Source organism: Desulfobaculum sp. SPO524, from assembly GCF_044987625.1.
GTDB lineage: Bacteria > Desulfobacterota > Desulfovibrionia > Desulfovibrionales > Desulfovibrionaceae > Desulfobaculum.
The window spans coordinates 591,494-608,491 of record NZ_JBJDSB010000001.1; the positions used below are offsets into that span (position 1 = coordinate 591,494).

Annotated in this window: 13 protein-coding genes; 12 read left to right on the forward strand and 1 reads right to left on the reverse strand. The window is 61.9% G+C overall.

All coding sequences use genetic code 11. The features are described 5' to 3' along the window. Positions 1-232 precede the first annotated feature (232 nt). The 8 genes from ACI3L3_RS02480 to ACI3L3_RS02515 are packed head-to-tail and all read left to right on the forward strand — an operon-like array spanning position 233 to position 10,864. Complete coding sequence (locus ACI3L3_RS02480; RefSeq protein ID WP_404843512.1) at positions 233-2,158, forward strand: hypothetical protein; 1,926 nt, start codon at positions 233-235, stop codon at positions 2,156-2,158. Between the two features lie 6 nt (positions 2,159-2,164). Further along, a complete protein-coding gene (locus tag ACI3L3_RS02485) occupies positions 2,165-2,698 on the forward strand; it encodes a hypothetical protein (RefSeq protein WP_404843513.1) in 534 nt (177 codons plus the stop codon). Between the two features lie 21 nt (positions 2,699-2,719). Beyond that, the gene (locus tag ACI3L3_RS02490; protein ID WP_404843514.1) at positions 2,720-3,271 is read left to right on the forward strand and encodes a hypothetical protein; all 552 of its coding nucleotides are present in this window, start codon (positions 2,720-2,722) and stop codon (positions 3,269-3,271) included. Continuing rightward, positions 3,246-4,889: a type IV pilus secretin PilQ gene (gene pilQ, locus ACI3L3_RS02495; protein WP_404843515.1), complete on the forward strand. Its 1,644-nt coding sequence runs from the start codon at positions 3,246-3,248 to the stop codon at positions 4,887-4,889. Before ACI3L3_RS02490 ends, pilQ begins: the two co-directional genes overlap by 26 nt. Positions 4,890-4,916: 27 nt before the next feature. After that, entirely contained in the window at positions 4,917-6,545 is a 1,629-nt protein-coding gene (locus ACI3L3_RS02500) for an AAA family ATPase (protein WP_404843516.1), read from the forward strand. Positions 6,546-6,592: 47 nt separating this feature from the next. Next, the gene (locus ACI3L3_RS02505) at positions 6,593-8,305 is read left to right on the forward strand and encodes a GspE/PulE family protein (protein WP_404843517.1); all 1,713 of its coding nucleotides are present in this window, start codon (positions 6,593-6,595) and stop codon (positions 8,303-8,305) included. Between the two features lie 14 nt (positions 8,306-8,319). Beyond that, positions 8,320-9,537: a type II secretion system F family protein gene (locus ACI3L3_RS02510; protein WP_404843518.1), complete on the forward strand. Its 1,218-nt coding sequence runs from the start codon at positions 8,320-8,322 to the stop codon at positions 9,535-9,537. A 4-nt stretch (positions 9,538-9,541) separates the two neighbouring features. Further along, on the forward strand, positions 9,542-10,864 hold the full coding sequence (locus ACI3L3_RS02515) for a sigma-54 interaction domain-containing protein (RefSeq protein ID WP_404843519.1): 1,323 nt from the start codon (positions 9,542-9,544) through the stop codon (positions 10,862-10,864). 240 nt (positions 10,865-11,104) lie between these two features. On the opposite strand, the gene ACI3L3_RS02520 is transcribed toward ACI3L3_RS02515, so the two are convergent. Beyond that, positions 11,105-11,524: a type II secretion system protein gene (locus tag ACI3L3_RS02520; RefSeq protein WP_404843520.1), complete on the reverse strand. Its 420-nt coding sequence runs from the start codon at positions 11,522-11,524 to the stop codon at positions 11,105-11,107. A 421-nt stretch (positions 11,525-11,945) separates the two neighbouring features. On the opposite strand from ACI3L3_RS02520, the gene ACI3L3_RS02525 reads away from it, so the two are divergent. From ACI3L3_RS02525 to ACI3L3_RS02540, 4 genes are all read left to right on the forward strand, one after another. After that, positions 11,946-12,836 carry a DsbA family protein gene (locus tag ACI3L3_RS02525; RefSeq protein ID WP_404843521.1) on the forward strand — a complete coding sequence of 297 codons (891 nt, stop codon included), beginning with the start codon at positions 11,946-11,948 and terminating at the stop codon, positions 12,834-12,836. Positions 12,837-13,004: 168 nt separating this feature from the next. Further along, on the forward strand, positions 13,005-13,499 hold the full coding sequence (locus tag ACI3L3_RS02530) for a Tfp pilus assembly protein FimT/FimU (RefSeq protein ID WP_404843522.1): 495 nt from the start codon (positions 13,005-13,007) through the stop codon (positions 13,497-13,499). Further along, complete coding sequence (locus tag ACI3L3_RS02535) at positions 13,496-13,924, forward strand: prepilin-type N-terminal cleavage/methylation domain-containing protein (protein WP_404843523.1); 429 nt, start codon at positions 13,496-13,498, stop codon at positions 13,922-13,924. Before ACI3L3_RS02530 ends, ACI3L3_RS02535 begins: the two co-directional genes overlap by 4 nt. 9 nt (positions 13,925-13,933) lie before the next feature. Continuing rightward, a complete protein-coding gene (locus ACI3L3_RS02540) occupies positions 13,934-16,993 on the forward strand; it encodes a CFI-box-CTERM domain-containing protein (protein WP_404843524.1) in 3,060 nt (1,019 codons plus the stop codon). Positions 16,994-16,998 lie beyond the last annotated feature (5 nt).

Below are 16,998 nucleotides of genomic sequence, written 5' to 3' on the forward strand. Positions count from 1 at the left end.
ATCTCGGGGGGGGGGAAGGAGCGCGGGACACACCCCTTGCTTATATTATTTTGGAAATATTTCCTTGTGGCCATGTCGGCCACATCCTGTTCACGACCACCCAATCGCAGGGGCGCGCCGCTGGCCGCTTGCTGAGACGGAGGGGGAATTGGCGACTCGTAATGACTCTAGCTCTACGGAGCGCCTGCTGAGGACGATCCGGGGGGACGCCTCATCAGCACCGTCAGCTCACGTGGCTGAGACGACGGCGTCAACCGTTCAATCGGCAGACGGCTCCACATCACCAAAGGACACACGCGGCGCACTGCGTGGCGGCAAGGCCAAGGGCGTCACCCTTGGGCTGGACATCGCCCCGTACGCGCTGCGCATTGCCGTTATGGAACGCAGCGGCGGCCGCACCATGCTCCGCACCCTGCGCGAAGCCCCCTACCCGCCGCAAGCCGGACCGGGCAGCGCGGGCTTTGCCGAGTTCCTGCGCATGCAAATTTCCGCCGTAGCAGGCAGCACCAATCCCGACATCTGGGTGCTTGTTCCCACTGCGGAGGCCGACCTGTGGCGCGTGCGCATCCCAAAGGTACCCAAAAAGCGCGAATCAGAAACCTTCTGCTGGGCCATCAAGCGCGACAAGTCCATCAATGAAGCCGAACAGCTTCTGGACTTTGAAGTGCAGGGCGAGGTGCTGGACAAAGGCATCCCCAAGCTGCAGGCCATCGCCTACACCGTGCCCCGCAAGGCCCTTAAACGCTCCGTGGATATGCTGCGCGATGCCGGCTTTGAGCCCGCAGGCGCAACCATCCCGCCGTTGGCCCTGCAAACCGCCATCCGCTCCACGGATTTGGCGCGCGGCTCCGGCACCTGCGCCTCGGTCTTCATCGGCCGCGGCTGGTCGCGCATTGATGTGTTCGACGGCGACAACCTTGTCATGAGCCGCGGCATCAAGGCCGGCCTGGGCAGCATGGTGGAGGAGCTTCAGGCCGCCTACTCCATGCCCGCAGTCGCCCCGCAGCCGGCCGAGGACGACGTCCCGGTCATTGACCTGGACATGGAAGCCACAGACCACGCGCCAACCTCACTGGACGGCGTGGACTTTGAGCTGGAGGTCCACCCAGAGGAGCCAGCGCCCGCCGCGCCGACTCCCGCCCCGGCCACCGAACTTACCGACGACGAAGCCAAGGCGCTCATCCTCGCGCGGCTGCTTGGGGAGTCCATCGACGACAACGCCCCCGGCGCGGAACTCAGCACCGACGAGGTCATGGCCCTTATCCGTCCGGCCCTCGACCGCCTTGTGCGGCAGATTGAGCGCACCTTCAACCACTACGTCAACGCCGAAGGCGGCGACGCGGTCCGGCGCATCCTGCTGTCCGGACAGGTGGCGGCCAGTGCGCCCATCCGAAACTTTCTGTGCGAGCAGCTCTCGCTGGACTGCGGCCTCTTTGATCCACTGGCGTCGTCCACGCTGGCCAGCGCCGAAACCGCGCCGCCCCGCTCCGAGGCGCGGCGTATGGAATTCAACCTCCCTGCGGCCCTCGCCTTCTCGGACACGGCAACCACCCCGAACCTGCTGCGCAACTACGCCCAGCGCGACCGGGACTGGCAAGCCGCGCGGCAGGCGCGCATTATCTACGCGACCTTCCTCGCCGCCATCGCCCTGCTGGGCGGTGTGTTCGGCTGGCAGAGCATGCAGGAAAGCGCCGTGCAGACCAAGCTGGACGCCGTCAACAGGCAAATTGCCGCCTACGCCCCGCCCATCAACGAGCAGTTGCTGCTCAAGATGGCGTCGCAGGTGCAAAACAAACAGCGCGACCTCAAAGCCCTCGCCCGCAAGTACGAGGGGCTGGCCGTTCTGCGCGAGGTCGGCACCCTGACGCCGGAATCCGTTAAAATCCGGCAACTGGACCTGACCCTCGGGGCCGAAGCCGCACCCAAGAAGGACAAACGCGCCCGCCGCGCCCGCAACACCGAGCCGCCGCGCCTGCTCGTCCTTGAAGGCACCATCCCCGACGCCGAAGAGTCGCGCGACTCCATTCTGGCGTCCTACATCGTCACCCTGCAAAGCTCGCCGCTGTTCTCGGACCCCGTGGTCCACAGCCGCGAACTGGTGGGCCGTGGCGCCAATACGGGCTTGCACTTTATCCTGCACGTCAACGTGGAAAGGTAGCCGGACATGCCCAGCACACCCACACTCACCAAACGCAACATCCTGCGGACCGTCATCTGCGTGGCCATTGCCGCCGGGTTCTTTGCGCTGTTTAACTTCCGCTCCGCCGCCAGCACAGCGGCCCTGAAGGACGACATCGTCAAGGCCGAGGCAACGCGCCAGCGCCAGAAAATTCTGTTCCCGGTGTACGCCGAGTTCGCCAAAACGCTCAAAACGCGCGCCTCCACCCTGCCGCTGCCCGAGCCGACCACCCTCACCAACGACCGCATCGGCGGCGTCCAGCCCGACATCAGCGCGCTGGCCCGCAGCTGCAACCTGACGCCCCAGTCCGTGGTGTGCGACCCGCTTTCGCTGGCCATGGAGACCGGGCGCATGGCTGTGGACATCACCGTCACCGGCAACCTTGAGGACTTTCGGGAATTCTACGTGGAGCTTGGCGCCCTGTCCTACCTGCGGCGCATCGAGCACATGCGTGTGACCGAGGCCCCCGGCGAAACCCGCTTCCAACTCAAGACATGGGTCGCGGTTCAAAGCGGCTAGCCGATACGAGGGAGAAGACACATGCAAAAGCGTGAAATTGTACTCATATGCCTCATGGGCGCGGCCATCCTCTATGGCGGCTATACGCTCCTGTTCGGCACCACCACCCGCGTGGACGCCACGGCCAACGCCGTGGCCGCCGCCGACCTCAAGGCCATGGTCCGCGAAATGCGTACCTCCGTCGCCAAAGAGCACCCCAGCGAGCTGGATATGTACAAAATAGCCCTCGCCGAGGGCACGGAAATCGCCGACCCGTTCCTCAAGGTCGTCCTGTCGGACAGCGACGTCAAAGCCCAAGACGTGCTGGTGACCACCAACAGCACGGACTTTACGTACAGCGGCTTCGTCAAGCTGGGCAGCCGCAGGCTGGCCATCGTCAACGGCGAGGAATTTGGCGTGGGCGAACGCCTGAACGAGGAAGGATGCTTCGTGGTCGCCATCGGGGAAGATGCTCTCCGGCTGGAACGCCCCGAAACAGCAGGTGGCATGAGAGAACACATCATCGTCCCCATCACCGAGGACACCATAACCTTCACCGAGGACAGAGATGCGCAGAGAACTCCGCAGCACTAAGGTCATTCTGCTCGGCGCCCTGACCCTGTGTCTGGCACTGGTCATCACCGGTTGCGCCCACGACAAGGAGTCCATGGACACCAAGCACTTCCTCGACAAGTGGAAGACCATCGCGTCGCAGTCGCAGGGCTACTCCCCGGCGTACAAACCTCACAAGCAGGAAGCCATCATTCCCGCTCAGGAGGACACCGCCGCCATCGAGGAGCGCGACCTCCCCGACATGGAAGCGTCCCTCAGAATGCACGACGCCAACATCGTGGCCGTGCTGCAAGCCCTTGGGCGCATCGCCGACCAGAGCATCATCGTCAGCCCCAATGTGACCGGCTCGGTGAACGTCAACATCGTCAAGCAGCCCTGGAAGGAAATCTTCCAGAGCATCATCAAGACCAACGGCCTCACCTACGAGTGGCAGGGCGACATCCTGCGCGTTATGACGCCGGATGACCTGGAAACCGCCATCAAGCTGAGCGAGCTGAAAAACCGCCAGCCGCTGGCCTCCACCCTGCTCAAGGTCCGCTACGCCGACGCCGCCGGCCTGAAGGAGAACCTCAACAAGCTCCTCACGCAGGACAGCGAAGGCAAATCCCGCGGCAACGTTGAGGTCAACGAGCACAGCAACTCCCTCATCGTGCAGGCCGTGCCCGAAGACCTGCGCAAGATTGTCAGAATCGTCGAGTATCTGGACAGGCCAAGCCGCCTTATCCGCCTGAAGGCCCACATCGTGGAGACCAACTCCGACACCGCGCGTGAACTGGGTGTCCAGTGGGGCGGCGCATACAAGAGCGACGGCCTCGGCGGGCATAACAACAATATGTGGGTGCTCCCCGGCGCGTCCGGCGGCGCCACCGACGCCGACCCCATCGCAGGCGGCAGCACGCCGAACCTGAACTCCGGCGCAACGGGTAACTCCGGCCACGGCATGGTGTCCAACTTCATCCCCAAGGGCTTTCCCGAGGATGGACGCGGCATGAACCTTGGCCTGATGTTCGGCCACCTTGGTGGCAATATTCTGGAGGCCCAACTTGCCGCGCTGGAAGAGGACAACAAGCTGCGCATCCTCTCCAGCCCGTCCATCTCCACGCTGGACAACCAGACCGCCTTTACCGAAAACGGCGCGGAAGTTCCCTACATCTCGCTGGACGAAGCCGGCAACGCCGACGTGGAATGGAAGGACGCCACCCTGCGTCTGGAAATCACCCCCCACGTCATCGACGACGAGACCCTCAAGCTGAAAATCCTCGTCAAAAAGGACGAAGTGGACCAGACCCGCGAGGTGCAGGGCAACCCCTACATCATCAAGAAGCAGACCGAGACCACCCTCGTCACCCGCAACTCCGACACGGTGGTTATCTCCGGCCTGACCAAGCGCCGCACCAGCAAGGGCGATTCCGGTGTGCCCGGCCTGAAGGACGTGCCCGGCCTTGGCGCGCTGTTCTCCAGCGACAGTAGCTCCAACGACCTCGAAGAAGTGCTGATCTTCATCACCCCGACCATCCTCGCAGAGTGGACGCCCAACTTCGAGACCAAGACCATCGACCAGCTTGAAAAGGAATACGACGAAAAAGTCGCCAAGGAAAAGGCCGAGGCAGCAGCCGAGGCCGCAGACGGGGACCTCTAGGCCCCGGAGGACGCACCAGCGCGCGCCATGGAATACTACGGCATACTTGGCTTTGGCAGAGAGCCTTTCTCCAATTCCCCGGACCCGGACTTTTTCTATCAGTCCGAAGGGCACATGGATTGCCTGCACCGGGTGGAGATAGCCATTCGCCTGCGGCGCGGCCTCAATATCGTACTCGGTGAGGTGGGCCTCGGAAAGACAACCCTCTGCCGCCAGCTTCTGCGGAATCTGGATGTGGAGGACGCCGAGACCCACCTCATTTTGGACCCGTCCTTCGACTCCTCGCGCGAGCTGCTCCGCTGGCTGTGCACGGAGTTTACAGGCGAGGCCCCCGGCCCGGAGGCCGGCTCGTGGGAAATGAAGGAAGCCATCAAAAGCGCCCTGTTCACCAAAGCCGTGGACAAAGGCGCCCTTGTGGTGCTCATCGTGGACGAAGGGCAGAAAATCAGCGCGGATTGTCTGGAAATCCTGCGCGAACTGCTCAACTACGAGACCAACAGCGCCAAGCTCCTGCAAATTGTCCTCTTTGCCCAGCCCGAGTTTACCACCCTGCTCTACGCCATGGACAACGTACGCGACCGCGTCAACGAGCACATCACCCTGCGCCCCCTGACCCTTGCGGAAACCACACGCATGGTGGAGCACCGCATCGCCCTCGCGGCGGAGACGTACGACACGCCGGTGCTGTTCTCGCGCGGGGCCTACACGGCGCTGTACGAAGCCACAAGCGGCCACCCGCGCAAGGTGGTCGCCCTGTGCCACAAGGTTATCCTCGCCCTCATCATGAAGAAGGGCACCAAGGCGGACGCCGCCCTTGTGCGCGCCTGCGCCAAGAGCTTGCCCACACCGGCGCGGCGCGGCATGCCCCGTTGGGCGCAGGTCGTGCTCATCGTGGCAGGCTTTGCCACCCTCGCGGCGCTGACGCCGCAGGTCCGAACCGGCGTCTCGCGCCTTGTGGCGCAGTATGCCGCCCCGCTTGCGGGCCAGCATCTGGATGCCAACACCACGGTGCGGGCCTCGGCCCTGCCGCCCTCGGTGGCTGTTTCCGCCAACGCCACGGCGCCGAAAGGAGCCGAAGACTGGACCACTCCCTGCAGCGCCGCGGCACACAATGCCACCACAGCCCCGCAAACCGAGGTCCCGGCCCCCTTTGAGCCGCCGCGGTATCTGGGCAGTGTGCCTGTGCCGCACCGGGAGTCCTTGTCCATCATGATGGCGCGCATCTACGGCGCCTACGCCGAGGCGGACCTGCCGCCGGTGCTGACGGCCAATTCCCAGCTCACGGACCCCGACATTATCGAACCGGGCCAGTACCTGCGCTTTCCGCGCATTGCCAGCTATCCGGCCGAGAGCCTGCCGCCCGTCTTCTGGGTGGAACTCGCCCGCAAGGCCACCTTGCGCGACGCCTACGCCGCGCTGCACGAGGACTGCACAGCGTGCCGCATCCTCGCCTATTTTTCGCCCCGCACAGGGCTGACGTTCAGCGTCATCCGCCGCGCCGTCTACACTACCAAGGACGCCGCGCAGATGGCCCTGAGCGCCCTGCCGCAGAACCAACGCGCTTCCGCACAGATTCTTGGCGGCAACACACCGGGCATGATCTATTTCGGCGGAACGGGCTTTACGCGTATCTTCGCGGCCCGCTCCGGCGCTTAACCCTGCCACGGCAGGCATACACGCGAAACCCGCGTCTGGAGAGACACATGAGTGTTCGCAAACGCTTACGACTTGGTGAAATGCTTGTTCAGGCCGGAATGCTTGGCGACAACGAGCTTCCGGGCATCCTTAAGGAACAGTCGGCCTCCGGCATGCGCCTTGGGCAGTTTCTGGTCCAAAAGGGCTACCTGAAAGAGTCACAGATGGTGGAGCTTATCAGCGAACAGCTGGGCATTTCCATCTACCGTCCGGACACCTACCCGCTGGAGGTTGGCGCGGAATCCCTCGTGCCCGCCGAACTGGCGCAGAAGCATCACCTTGTGCCCCTCAGCCGCAAGGGCCGCCTGCTCACCGTCGCCATGACCGACCCCATGGACATCAACGCCATTGATGCCGTGGAAATCTACGCCAACATGGAAGTGGACCCGCTCATCTGCACCGAGCGCGAGTTGCAGGAGCTGACCTACGCCACCTACGGCATCCAGTCGGACATCGACGACGTACTGGAGTCCATGGAAAATCTGGACGTGGAGACCGACGAAGGCCCGGACCTTGCCGCCCCGGACGAGGACATCGCGGTGGACTCGCTGGAGGGCGCGGCCAAGGAAGCCCCGGTCATCAAACTGCTGAACTCCATCCTCTCGCAGGCCGTGCGCGAGGGCGCGAGCGATATTCACATCAGTCCGGAAAAGAAATTCATCCAGCTACGCTTTCGTGTGGACGGCAAACTGCGCGAGGTTCCCGCGCCGCCCAAAAAGTATTTCCTGCCCATTGTCTCACGCGTGAAGATTCTGGCGCACATGGACATTGCGGTGTCCCGCATTCCGCAGGACGGGCGCTTTTCCTTCCAGTTCGAAAAGAAGGAAATCCACGTCCGCGCGTCCAGCCTGCCCACCATCCACGGCGAAAATATCATCCTGCGTCTGCTGGCGCGCGACGGCGACGTCGCCAAGCTGGAAGACCTCGGCATGAGCGAGCCAGACTACGCCAAGGTCCAAAACGCGCTGTCCAAACCCTATGGCATGATTCTGACCACCGGCCCCACCGGCAGCGGCAAGAGCACCAGCCTCTACGCCGCCCTGAAGCGGCTGAACAACTCGGACATCAATATCGTCACCCTTGAGGACCCGGTGGAATACCGCGTGCCCAAGATTCGACAGGTGCAGCTGAACCGCCGCGCGGGCATGACCTTCGCCAGCGGTCTGCGCTCCATCCTGCGTCAGGACCCGGACGTCATCCTTGTCGGCGAAATCCGCGACGCGGAGACGGCGGGCATTGCCGTACAGGCCGCCATGACCGGCCACCGCCTGCTCTCCACCCTGCATACCAACGACGCCGCGGGCGCGGTCACACGCCTTATCGACATGGGCATTGAACCGTTCCTCGTCGCCTCCACGCTGCTGGTCTCCATTGCCCAGCGTCTGGTGCGCAAAAGCTGCCCGCACTGCCTTGAGGAGTACCAGCCCCCGGCGCCGGCCCTGCGCGCCATGGGCCTGCCCGAGTCCGGGCACACCTACTACCGGGGCAAGGGCTGCCGCATGTGCAAAAACACCGGCTACGCCGGACGTGTGGCCGTCTTTGAGGTGCTGGAAATCGACGAATCCATTCAGGACCTCATCATGAACCGCGCCTCGGCGGCGGACATCACCCGCGCGGCCGTTGCCGCCGGCACGCTGCACACCCTCAAGCAGGACGCCGCGCTCAAGGTTCTGCAGGGCGTGACAACCCTTGAAGAGGCCGCCTCAACCGTCCTCATCTAAAAGGTCCACACAGTATGCAAAAGTACAAATATCAGGCACTGACGGACAGCGGCTCCTCCATCACAGGCGTGGTGGAGGCCGAAAGTCAGGAAATGGCCATGGAACTGGTCGTCTCGCAAGGCTACATCCCCTCGGATGTTCGCCCGGCGGGCATCGGCACCGGACTCAGCCTGAAAAAGCTGGACGAGGTTATCGCCACAGTTACAGCAAGTGACCTTATCCTGTTCACCAAGCAGTTCAGGACCATGGTCAACGCGGGCCTGTCCATCCTCAGCGTTCTTGAAGTGCTGGAACAGCAGACCGAGAACCCCAAGCTGAAAAAAGCCGTCATCAGCATGGAAAAGGACATCCGCCAAGGCTATTCGCTGTACGAGGCCTTCAGCAAATTCCCGCACATTTTCGACAACCTCTACTGCAGCATGCTCCGCGCCGGTGAGGTCAGCGGTAACTTGTCCGAGGTGCTGGAGCGCCTCATCTACATCATCCAGCACGAGTTTGAGATCAAACAGCAGATCAAGTCCGCGCTGACCTACCCGGCCATCGTGGTCACGGCCCTGTTTGGCGCGTTCCTGTTCCTCTTAACCTTCGTTATCCCGAAATTTATGGGCATTTTCCGCTCCGCGGGCATTGAACTGCCCATGCCCACCAAGGTGTGCATCTTTCTGTACGAGGGGCTGAACGCCTACTGGCCGTTTATCCTTGGCGGAACCGTGCTGGGTGTTATCGCCCTTGTCATGTACGTGCGTACGCCACAGGGGCGCCTTGTGAAGGACACCGCGCTGCTCAAATCCCCGCTCATCGGCAAGGTGATGCTCAAGGCCGCCATGTCGCGCTTTGCGGCCATCTTCGCCCTGCTGCAGTCCAGCGGCGTGTCCGTCATCCACTCCGTGGACGTGTTGTCCAAGACCATCGGCAACGCCGCCATCGAGCGCGTTTTTGAGGGACTCAAGGATGAACTTCAAGAGGGCAAGGGCATTTCCAAGCCGCTGCGCTCGTCGCCATTTTTTACGCCACTCATCATCAACATGATCGCCATTGGTGAAGAGTCCGGTAATCTTGATGAAATGCTGCGCGAAGTTGCCGCTCACTACGACTACGAAGTGGAATATCAGGTGAAGAAGATGGCCGAACTCATTGGCCCGATTCTCATCCTTGTTCTGGCCGCGGTTGTGGGCTTCTTTGCGCTGGCCGTGTTCCTGCCCATGTGGGACCTCACCAAAATGGCGGGATAATGCTATGCGGCTGCGCATCGGTCTTGGCTTTCTGGTTCCCTTCGTCCTTGCCGGGGCGACGGTGTTTGCGGTCCTGTTCACGGACCGCGTGCTGACCTATGTGCACCCGGAGTTTGCCCATAATCCCGAGGCGCGGCTTGCCGCGCTGTGTATTGTGGCGGGCGGGGTGTGCTTTGTGGCCTCCCTGCTGGCCTTTCGCTGGCTCACAGGCCCGCTCCAGCGCTTTTTGAAGCGGGCGCGGGCCATCAGCATCCTGCCGGACGTGGCTGAAGACGAAGGCCGCGACACGCCCGAGACCGACCCCGCCATCCTCGACGACCTGTTCATGCAGGTGTCCAACGTCCTCAGCGCGCTGGACGCAAAATCACTGTTCCCGGACATCGTGTGCCAAAGCCGCACCATGCGCGAGGTGCTCACGCAATCCGCCAAGGTCGCGCCCACGGACGCCACCGTGCTTGTGACGGGTGAATCCGGCACAGGCAAGGAGCTTATCGCCGCAGGCATCCACAAATGCAGCCGCCGCGCCGACGCCGCCTTTGTGGCGGTGAACTGCGCGGCCATCCCGGACCAGCTCCTGGAGAGCGAGCTTTTCGGACACGAGCGAGGAGCCTTTACAGGCGCAACCTCAGCCAAGCCCGGCAAATTCGAATTGGCGCACAAAGGCACCCTGTTTCTGGATGAGATCGGCGATATGCCGCTGGCCACACAGGCTAAGATTTTGCGGATGCTGGAGAACGGCGAGTGCACGCGTCTTGGCGCGACCAAGGCCCGCCGCTTTGACGTACGCATCATTGCGGCCACCAACCGCGACCTGCCGCAGATGGTGGCGGACGGCACTTTCCGCGAGGACCTCTACCACCGCCTCAACGTCTTCCCCATCCACATCCCGCCGCTCCGCGAACGCCGCGAAGACATCCCCGCCCTTGTGAACCACTTTCTGGAGCAGCTTGGCCGCGACCACACCTGCCCGCCGGAAATGCTACATCTGTTCATGGCGCGGGAATGGAAAGGGAACATCCGCGAGTTGAAAAACCACGTGGAACGCGCCTCCGTGCTGGCCGCCGACGACACCTCCCTCACCACCCCACCCCACCCGCTGGCAGACACGGCGCACGCAGACCACGCGCCAGAAACAACGCCCAAAGGCGGAGACGGGACGTCGCTGGACGACTACCTCGCAGCCATGGAACGCCAAATCATCTGCGCTGCCCTGCAACGCTCAGGCGGCATACAGGCCAAGGCAGCAGATATTCTGGGCATCAAGCCGCGGAGCCTGTGGCACAGGGTAAAGAAGTTCGAGATTGATGTGGGGGAGTATAAGAACTGATTGAGAGGGCGCGAAGTTAGGAAGAGGGGGAGCGTAGGGGGCGGCTTGGGCGGTGGTTGAATTACCTGCCGCTTTTGTGGTCCTCTTTCTAAAAGAGCCTAGGTGTACATATGCATCAGGCCGCCGGGAAAGCCCTACAAGTACATTATGAGGATCGACCTACTTGCTCACAAAAAGAAAGCGGACTGGATTATCCAGTCCGCCAACTATTTCTCTGTAATTAATCACAAAGAATAAGACTTAATCGTCGTCACCAGATTCCACTGGATCCGCAACGTGGATATACTGACCAGTCACCGTGCCAGAGAGCCCCCCTTCACTGATCGTGATGGTGCACGGATCAGACTCCGTACCTGTTGTTCCACCGATCACGACATTAAACGTACCCTTTTCAAGGTTCCACGTCGTATCAGCACCGGACTCAGCAGTCGGATCACCAGGGCACTCAAAATCATTTCCAGACAAAGCGGATCGAGCGCTAGCGATAGAACAAACACTCATCCAATTTGCTTTCAACGCACTCGCAGATGCAGTCCGCGCATCATCACGGGCGTCCAAGAAACGCGGCACAGCGGCGGCGGCGAGGATGCCGAGAATCACGATGACCGCGATGAGTTCGATCATGGTGAAGCCATTTTTCTTACGAGTGTTCAAGTTCATCTCCATCTCCTCTTGTGTTGGTGTCGAAACGTTGTGTTCGGCCATTCCGAAAGATTGTACAGCCAATCGAAACGCTGTTGCCCTTGTATAAGCACCTTGCGTGCCAAGTTGGCATCAGGGCAGCGATTATTACGGAATACCCTAGCGCCGTGCGGCAAAAAAAGGCAAGGACAAAGACGTGTTGCTCCATGCCTGACTGTCCCAATCTCCACAGCGTGGAGCCGCATCTCCAAAGTTTGGAGATTGCTCCTCGTTCAAGAAATGATGCGGGCTTTCTTTGCGGCAAACGCGCGCGAAGACTAATGACAATGGCCGCTGGTTTGGGGTAAAAACGGGGCCATCCGGCGGGCCGTGTGCGCCGCCTTGTACGCTGGTTTTTCACACTCTGCACCACATTTTCGCTTCGCACAGGATGACGAGCATGCACAGTTCCCTTTCGCCTCGGACAACTCCGGACACAAACCGCCGTCTGGCCATTCTTTCCAGCCTTGCCGGAGCGCTGTTTTGCGTCCTCGCTGCGCTTGGGCTACTTGACGCCGCGTGCGTCACCTCCGGGTGCGCCGTGTTCAAGGGCACGGCGTTTCTTGGCCTGTCCCTATGGTGGTGGGGCGCGGCGTGTTTCCTCGCCATTGCAGGGCTTTGCATCATGCGGCTGTTCCCCGCCGCACGACTGCTCACCGCCCTTGCTGTCAGCGTCGACGCCTTCCTGCTTGGCTGGATGGCCCTGTCGGCCACGTGCACCAACTGCGTGCTGGCTGGCGGCCTGTTTGCCCTGACCTTTCTCTGCCTCTTCCTCGGGCGCATACAGCAAAATGCCAAGGCCCTCGCCATCGCCGTCGCGTGGCTCGTGGCCCTGTCGCCCAACCTTGTGACCATCGCGCAGGAGCGCATTGACCCATGGATTCTGGCAGGGCCGGAAGCCTCCCCGGTACACCTGTATTTTTCCCCGTCGTGCCCGGCCTGCCGCAAGGCGCTCGCAGACCTCGCCTCCAACCCCGGCGTAGCCTATATCCCCGTTCCCAAAAACGGCGGGGACGTTCTGCGCACCGTGCTGGTTGCCCGCGCGGTGGACGCCGGAACGCCTCTCCCGAAGGCCGTGGACGACGCCCTTGCCGCCACCACATTCCCGGATGACCTCAGCACGTGGGACACTCTTGGCCTGCGGCTGCGACTTTTTTTCAACACAATGCAGTTCAAGCGTTTCGGCTCGCACAATCTGCCGCTAATGACGACCACAGGCTGGTATTCGTCAGATGCTCCAAAGGCGCAACCGGAACATCAAAAGATGGAGCAAGCGCAGATCGCCCCATAGGGCAGGCTGAATGCCGCCCTGCGTATGGCGCAAACCACATGCCGGCCGACGCCACATGCCATTGCGCCACATTTTCCGCAGTGGTATTGGTATTGCATGCTCCCCGGTAGTCTTAATGACATGATTCCGCACTTTTTATCCGCATCCTTTCGCAGTGAGCACAACGTAATGCGCAGACGCCCCGTCACATCCTCACACCACGCCGCCGGGTTCACCATGATTGAACTCGTCACGGTCATCGTGCTGCTCGGCATCCTCGCCGCCACAGCCATATCCGGGTTCATGAACATGACCAGCGTTGACCTGCAAGCCCAAAACGAAGTGCTAAAGCGGCACATCCGGTACGCGCAGCACATGGCCCTCAGCACCAGTTCCGTCTGGGGCATCCGCACCGCTGAGGGCGGAGCCGCCTACGCCCTGCACGCCGCGCCCGTTGCCACCTCCGCTGCGACAGCGCTGCCCGGAGACGATGGGACGCCCCACGAACTGGAGCGCGGCGTCACCACCGGAACGTGGTCCGTCAGCTTCGACGCCGACGGCGTGCCCACAGTCACGGGCGAGGGCGCCCAGCGCACGGCCGAAGGCTGGAGCATCAGCCTCGCCGACGGCAACGGCGGCAGCGAAACCCTCACCATCACCGAAGACACGGGGTTCATCCCATGACCACGCGCAGCCCGCGCCGCAACGGCGGCTTCACGCTCATAGAAATCATCGTCACCATCGTCATTCTCGCCTTTGTGGCGACGATGGTCGCTACCTACATGACCAGCGCCGTGGCCAACAGCGCCCTGCCTGTCAACCGCGTTATCAACCGCGGTTCCGCGCAGGGCATCATGGAAGCCGTGAGCGCGGACTACCGCCAGCTCATGCTCCAAAACTCCTCGAACCTCGGCAAAGCACTGAGCGATCTTAAGGCGAACATCGAAGAAGGCACCTACAGCAGCTACAGCGGCGCGTACACCGGCGCCGCCCAGTACATCACCTTCGACACCAACGGTGCGGAGCAGTCCGCGTCCGGCACCTCGCCCATACTCAAGGTCACCATCACCGTTGGGGACCAGACCGTGGTTGCACTTTTCAGCAGATAGGAAGAACCAATGTCCTGCCATGACCACTACGCGACCCAGCGCGGCTTCACACTTATTGAGATCATCGCCACGACGGTGCTTCTTGGCATCATCGCCGTTGCTGGCGGCATGTTTATCTCCGAAGGGACGCGGGGGTACATCACCACCCGCGAGAACAGTGAAGCCAGCCAAAAGATGGATATCGCCATCATGCGCCTGGAGCGCGAACTGCGCGAGGTCATGGACGTGTACGCCCTGTCGCAGGCCGCCTCGGAGTCCGGACGCTTTCAGGCGATCACCTTTGAGCGCCCCGCCATGGACCGCGCCATCGCCCTCGTGGATGATTCCATCAAAGTTGAAACCGGGCGCACCCTGCCCACGGCAAACACCGGGCACGTTTTGGTGGACCACATCACAGCCTTTTCGCTGGAGCCCATGAAAGGGGACGATGCATGGACCACCAGCGACCCCATAGAGGAACTCTCCGCCATCCGCCTGCGCCTTGCCTACGACCACGAGACCGCGGGCGCACTCAACGTCACCACCACCATTTTTCCGCGCAACAACGGCAACTTTGGCGGCGCTCCCGAGCCGGAAGGTCCAGTGGATATCCCGGATTATTGCTTTGTGGCCACCGCGGCCAGCGGCGATTTTTCGCACCCCATGGTCTCCGCCCTGCGCGCCTTCCGCGACAATTTCCTCCTGACGTGGTCCGGCGGGCGGGCGTTTGTGGACTTCTACTACACGCACGGTCCCGCGTGGGCGGCGTTCATCAAGACGCACCCCTTAGCGCGCGGCGCGGCCTACATCGCCCTCTTGCCACTGACGGGGCTGGCGCTTCTGCTGCTCTGGTCTCCGCTGGCCGCTGTGGCCGTGCTGTGTGGCGTGCCCCTTCTTCTGCGCGTCCTGCGGCGCGCGGCGCGGCACCACGCCGCCGCTTCGGCCCAGTCCGGCAGTGTCATGCTGGCGGTCATCGGGGCGCTGGTCTTCATGGGTATTGTCGGCAGCGCTATGGTGCCCATGTTCAGTACCTCAATCACCGACCAAGCCATCATGAATCAGGGCAGCCGCAGCTTCTACCTTGCTGAATCGGGCTACGCCGTTGCCGCACAGGAATTCCTCAACGCCGAGGATAAAGACGCCACTCTCATCAGCCTGCACAACAAAGCCTACACGCTTGCGAACAACGACGGCAGCTTTTCCCTTGAGGTCTATCCCCGGTGGTTCAAGGTCTCCAGCGTTGCGGGCAACACCGTTACCGCCATTGTGCTGGGCGGCAAGGAAGACAACTTCCCTCCGTCCTCCGGGCGGCTGTCCATCAACGGCGCGCCCTACACCTACACCAGCGCCGCATCAGCCGGAACCATCTCCTACAGCGGACACGATGCCCCGGCCATCCGCTTTCAGTTGCAATCAACGCCCACTGGCATCATCGCCGGTGACGACGCCCAGCCCGTGGCTCTCGCCAGCTCCGGCACCGTCACACGAAACGGCAGCCTCACCCTTGCGACCGGGGCCTCGGCGTTTCCCGAGCTGAACGGCTCCTTCATTCTCGACGGCCTCACCTACTCCTACGTAAAGCGTGAAGGCAGCCGCCTGACGCGCGTGCGCAAGGCCGATGCGCCGGAGGAGACCTTCTCCCTCGACGTTGCCCAAAACTCCCGCGTCATTCTGGACAAGTTCGTCACCATCCGCTCCACGGGCGAATTCGGCGAAGCAACGCACCAACTCACCTACAACACCCCCATCGGCTGGGTGGTGGACAACGCGGCGCGCAACCAAATTGCCATTGAAGACCGCTTCAACAATTTCAACAACTTCGACCTGACCAGCGCCAAGCACGTCGGCTCCCATGCTATTGTGGATGGCGCGCTGAAGGTGACGGGGACAGAGTCCTTTTCGCGCTGGTGGGACTGGCGCGACCAGCACGACTACCGCGAGGCCCTTATCCCATACAGCCCGAGTGAGACCTCGCCCATCAACTGGAATAGAATCTGGGCCGCCAACGGTCACACCTTGACCTACGACGTGCAGACCAAAATCAACATCCCCAATACGACCAGTAATGACTACGACCGGTTCTTCATGACCGGCATCAACTTCCGCTTTCTGCACCATGTTGGTACATCCCGGCGGTATTCCTACTGCGCATCATTAACGCGCTTCCGCCACCGGATAAGCAGGTGGGACTATATTTCGGGCAGCCATGACCAGTGGACGTCCAACGATGCATGGAAGAACGACGACTTCATGCTGCTTTCGCCCAGCTTTTCCCAGTGTCGGCGGGATGTTTTTGATGCCTCCACCAATATCGAAGTGGAACGCAGGGGCAATTATTACTACGGCTACTCCGACCCTGCGCTTATTCTGTGGCGCAAGGAAAATCAGGACTATGCCATCATGGACTACAAAATGATTTCCCCTGCCGATGGGCTGACGCACAACGTCAATGGCGAGCTGCACCTGAAGCCCTGGGTCACCCTTGGCATCAGCATCATGGAAGGCGCGCCATGCCGCTTTACCATCACCAACGGCACCCTCAAGGCCGGCGCGCGCATCACGCTGGAAAATGGCGGTTCAGCCTACGTGGCTGGCGAACCCTTCGTCAGCAACGGCCATAACTACGCCCTGCTCTACAACAAGCGCAGTTTTTCCACCGGCAATGCCTCCTTTGTGAACCCAGACCAAACCAAGGGCGCCATCCGCGTGCTGCGCAATGAAAACGGCGCCACCAATGCCATCCGCGCCTTTATTGCAGACCAAGACGGCAAGAATCCCGTCACCACAAGCTGGACCGACACCAACAGGCTCCCTAACCCGCGTGACCGGTTCAACTGGCAGCCACGCGACAGTTCGGACGTGACAAAAGCCAACGATTTCTTCACACTGACGCAGTGGAATTCTGGCGGATCGTTCGTCATCAACGACTATTTCATCACACAGGACTGGGACTACGCACCGTCCAACGAGGTAGGACTGCACGCGTACGGGTTCTCCGCCACCAACGTCTCCTTCGACGACTTCTCCATCAGAACGTGGGAGAAGGGGCGCGGCAAGGGCTTCCGGCCGCCCATCATGTACTCCAACTAACCCCT